4 protein-coding genes and 1 rRNA gene are annotated in these 4,587 nt (G+C 73.6%); 4 read left to right on the top strand and 1 reads right to left on the bottom strand.

The window, feature by feature from the left end:
• The 4 genes from AC061S_RS44115 to AC061S_RS44100 all read left to right on the top strand — a co-directional run.
• Positions 1–1,469 (top strand): DUF4350 domain-containing protein (locus AC061S_RS44115; RefSeq protein ID WP_478691521.1); only part of this gene is annotated, 1,469 nt, incomplete at its 5' end.
• Positions 1,466–2,428, top strand: coding sequence for an AAA family ATPase (locus AC061S_RS44110; RefSeq protein ID WP_478691520.1), 963 nt, complete (start codon positions 1,466–1,468; stop codon positions 2,426–2,428). The genes AC061S_RS44115 and AC061S_RS44110, both read left to right, overlap by 4 nt.
• A complete protein-coding gene (locus tag AC061S_RS44105; RefSeq protein ID WP_478691519.1) occupies positions 2,428–3,738 on the top strand; it encodes a DUF58 domain-containing protein in 1,311 nt (436 codons plus the stop codon). Before AC061S_RS44110 ends, AC061S_RS44105 begins: the two co-directional genes overlap by 1 nt.
• A 47-nt stretch (positions 3,739–3,785) precedes the next feature.
• A complete protein-coding gene (locus AC061S_RS44100; RefSeq protein ID WP_478691518.1) occupies positions 3,786–4,382 on the top strand; it encodes a Uma2 family endonuclease in 597 nt (198 codons plus the stop codon).
• 105 nt (positions 4,383–4,487) lie between these two features.
• Here AC061S_RS44100 and rrf read toward each other — a convergent pair.
• A 5S ribosomal RNA gene (gene rrf / locus AC061S_RS44095) occupies positions 4,488–4,587 on the bottom strand; the annotation flags it as partial.

The following is a 4,587-nucleotide window of genomic DNA, read 5'->3' as shown; positions in this document are numbered from 1 at the left end:
GCTCCCCCCCGGGCTCGGGCACAGCCCCCGGCACGGGCGGCTCAACCCCGGGTACGGACCCCCGGGCCGAAGGCTCAGCCCTCACACCGCCTGCCCACGCGGCAACGCCCCCGCCGGGCGCAGCCCCCGGCACGGGCCACCCCACCGCGGGCGCAACCACCGGCACGGGCGGCGCAGCCCCCACGCCCCCCGTCCACGCGGCAGCGCCCACCGCCCCCGCCGGAGCCCTCGCCACGGCGTCCGGCGAGGCCGCCACCCCTCCCCGTACCACCGCCGGAGGCTCCGCATCGCCCCGGGACCTCTGGAACCGCGCCCGCGGGTTCCTCATCGCGCTCGCGGTGCTCCTCGCGGCCGGCCTGGCCCTCGCCGCCCTGAACTCCGGTGCCCGGCACGGCTACCTCGACCCCCGCTCCGCCGACCCCTACGGCAGTCAGGCCGTGGCCGAGCTGCTCAGGGACCGCGGGGTCACCACCCGGGTCGTGACCACCGCCGGAGAGGCCGCCGACGCCGCCGGCCCCGACACGACCCTGCTGGTCACCGACCCCGACCGGCTCGGGGAGCCCCAGCTCCGCGACATCCGTTCCGCGATCGACCTCTCCGGCGGCCGTACCGTCCTGCTCGCGCCGAGCGCCCCCAGCCTCCCCGCCCTGGCCCCCGGCACCCGCACCCACGGCGACGCCCCCGACGCGAACCTCGACCCGGGCGGCACCTGCGCCCTCCCCGCCGCCACCACCGCGGGCCGCGCCGCGACCGGCAACGGCCACCGCTACGAGACCACCACCCCCGGAGCCACCGGCTGCTACCCCAGCGCCGGCCACCCCACCCTCCTCGTCCTGCCCACCGGCATCCGCGGCGGCGACACCGTCCTCCTCGGCTCCGAGGGCGTCTTCCTCAACAAGACCCTCGCCGAGGAGGGCAACGCCTCCCTCGCGCTCCAGCTCCTCGGCTCCCGCCCGAACCTCGTCTGGTACCTGCCGTCCCTCGCCGACAGCAACCCCGACAACGCCGACGGCACCGGAACCAGCGAGGAGAAGAGCTTCCTCGACCTGATCCCCGCCGGCTGGAGCTGGGCCCTGCTGCAGCTGTTCCTCGCCGCCGCCGTCGCCGCCCTGTGGCGCGCCCGCCGCCTCGGCCCGCTCGTCACCGAGCGCCTCCCCGTCCTCGTCCGCGCCTCCGAGGCCACCGAGGGCCGCGCCCGCCTGTACCGCAAGGCCGGCGCCCGAGACCGCGCCGCCACCGTGCTGCGCGCCGCCGCCCGCGAACGCCTGGCCGCGCTGGTCGGCGTACCGGCCGCCCAGGCCCACGACCCCGCCTCCCTGCTCCCCTCGGTCGCCGCCCGCCTCACGGCCGGCCACCCCCCGCGCGACCCGGACACCCTGCTCTTCGGCACCGCCCCCGCCACCGACGCGGCGCTCATCGCGCTCGCCGACCACCTCGACGCCCTCGAAAGAGAGGTCCGCACCTCATGACGGCCACCACGGACAGCGCCCGCTCCGCCCTGGAGGCGCTCCGCACCGAGATCGGAAAGGCCGTGGTCGGCCAGGACTCCGCCGTCACCGGTCTCGTCGTAGCCCTCCTCTGCCGCGGCCACGTCCTCCTCGAAGGCGTCCCCGGCGTCGCGAAGACCCTCCTCGTGCGGGCCCTCGCCGCCTCCCTCGAACTCGACACCAAGCGCGTCCAGTTCACCCCCGACCTGATGCCGAGCGACGTCACCGGCTCCCTCGTCTACGACGCCCGCACCGCGGAGTTCTCGTTCCAGAACGGCCCGGTCTTCACCAACCTCCTCCTCGCCGACGAGATCAACCGCACGCCCCCCAAGACCCAGTCCTCCCTCCTCGAAGCGATGGAGGAGCGCCAGGTCACCGTCGACGGCACCCCCCGCAAGCTCCCGGAGCCGTTCCTCGTCGCCGCCACCATGAACCCGGTCGAGTACGAGGGCACGTACCCCCTCCCCGAGGCCCAGCTCGACCGCTTCCTCCTGAAGCTCACCGTCCCCCTCCCCTCCCGCGAGGACGAGATCGGCGTACTGACCCGCCACGCGGCCGGCTTCAACCCCCGCGATCTGCACTCCGCCGGCATCCGCCCGGTCGCCGGCCCCGCCGAGCTGGACGCCGCCCGCAAGGCCGTCGAGGCCACCAGCGTCTCCCCGGAGATCACCGCGTACGTCGTCGACATCTGCCGCGCCACCCGCGAATCACCCTCGCTCACCCTCGGCGTCTCCCCGCGCGGCGCCACCGCGCTGCTGGCCACCTCCCGCGCCTGGGCCTGGCTCGTGGGCCGCGACTACGTCACCCCCGACGACGTGAAGGCCCTCGCCCTGCCGACCCTGCGCCACCGCGTCCAACTGCGCCCCGAGGCCGAGATGGAGGGCGTCACGGCCGACGCGGTCATCACCGCGATCCTCACCCACGTCCCCGTCCCGCGCTGATGGCGTTCACCGGACGCGCCGCCCTGCTCGCGGCCCTCGGCAGCCTCCCCGTCGGCATCCTCGGACCGAGCTGGGCGGGGATGCTGGCGGTCAACGCCCCCATCGCCCTGGCCTGCGCGGTCGACTACGCCCTCGCGGCACCGGTCCGCACGCTCCAACTGGCCCGCTCCGGCGACACCTCCGTCCGTCTCGGCGAATCCGCAGACGTCCACCTCACGATCACGAACCCCTCACCCCGTACCCTCCGCGCCCGGATCCGCGACGCCTGGCCCCCGAGCAGCTGGGTCCCCGGAACGGAAGTCGCGGACTCCCGCCACACACTGACGGTTCCCCCGGGCGAACGCCGCCGCCTCACCACCCGCCTGCGGCCCACCCGCCGCGGCGACCGCCAGGCGGCCCGCGTCACGATCCGCTCGTACGGCCCGCTCGGCCTGCTGGCCCGCCAGGGCCACCACACCGTCCCGTGGACCGTCCGCGTCCTGCCGCCCTTCGCGAGCCGCAAGCACCTCCCCTCCCGCCTCGCCCGCCTCCGCGAACTCGACGGCCGCACCAGCGTCCTGACGCGCGGTGAGGGCACGGAGTTCGACAGCCTGCGCGACTACGTACCCGGCGACGACACCCGTTCCATCGACTGGCGGGCCACCGCCCGACAGAACAAGGTCGCCGTCCGCACCTGGCGCCCGGAACGCGACCGCCACATCCTGATCTGCCTCGACACCGGCCGCACCGCGGCCGGCCGCGTCGGCGACGCCCCGCGCCTCGACTCGGCGATGGACGCGGCCCTGCTGCTCACCGCCCTGGCCACCCGCGCGGGCGACCGCGTGGACCTCCTGGCCCACGACCGCCGTCCCCGCGCCCAGGTCCAGGCCCGCAGCGCGGCCGACACCCTCCCCGCGTTCGTGAACGCGATGGCCACCCTCGAACCAGAACTGGTCGAAACCGACTCCCGCACCCTGGTCTCCACCATCCTGCGCAGCGCCCCGCGCCGCTCCCTGGTGGTCCTCCTGACCAGCCTGGACGCAGCCCCCATCGAGGAGGGCCTGCTCCCGCTCCTCCCCCGCCTCACCCAGCGCCACACGGTCCTCCTGGCCTCGGTCTCCGACCCCCACGTCGCGGAGATGACGAAGTCCCGAGGCACCGTGGAAGCCGTCTACGAAGCCGCCGCCGGCACCCAGTCCCAAGCCGCCCGCCGCCGCACGGCCGAACAGCTCACCCGGCACGGCGTCCACGTGGTCGACGCCACCCCGGACACCCTGGCCCCCGCCCTGGCGGACGCCTACCTGGCCCTCAAGGCCGCGGGGCGGCTCTAGGGGGTGACCGACTGGATACGCTGGTCGGGCACTCACCAGGAGGCACCATGGCCGACCTCACCCCCGAGCAGATGCGCCGCATGCACGACTTCGCGGAGCAGCTCGCGGAGCTGGCCGAGCACCAGGAAGACCAGTGGAAGGTGCAGACCACCGACGGTCAGATCTTCCTCACGATGATGAGCCCCACGGCGCCCCACGGGCTGAACGTGGCACGGCTACGCCGCCAGATCGAGGCCCAGAGACCCGAAGTCGCGGCCTTCAACAACACGAACATGGGCGATCCGGTGACGGGCCTGACCAAGGTCCCCGACCTCATGGTCATCTCCGAGGAAGACACCGACGACACGGCGAAGGTCGTCAACTCCCGCGATGTCCTGATGGTGGTGGAGGTCGCCTCACGTACGAATTCCCTCACCGAAATCCGCGACAAGCTTCACGACTATCCGAAGATGGGTGTCCCTCTCTACCTCGTGGTGGACCCCCGCAAGGACAGGAAGACCGCCACAGTGCACAGTGACCCCTCAGAAGGTCCCGACGGCATCCGCTACCGCAAGACGGTCCCCTACTCCTTCGGGGACACCGTCACGGCCGGCCGCTGGACGCTCGACACGAGCAGCCTCAAAAGCTACCCCGCCGGCTGGTAGCAGCCGGACTCCATCAGGACCTGCATGTACCGGGTACAAAAAAGGCCTGTAAACGCAGAAAAGCCCCGCACCAGTTTCCTGGTGCGGGGCTTTCCCACAATGATTGTTCGGCGGCGTCCTACTCTCCCACAGGGTCCCCCCTGCAGTACCATCGGCGCTGAAAGGCTTAGCTTCCGGGTTCGGAATGTAAACCGGGCGTTTCCCT

It is taken from the genome of Streptomyces sp. CA189, from assembly GCF_056428985.1.
The sequence above is the reverse complement of the archived record's forward strand: the minus strand, read 5'-3'. Positions and strand labels throughout refer to the sequence as shown.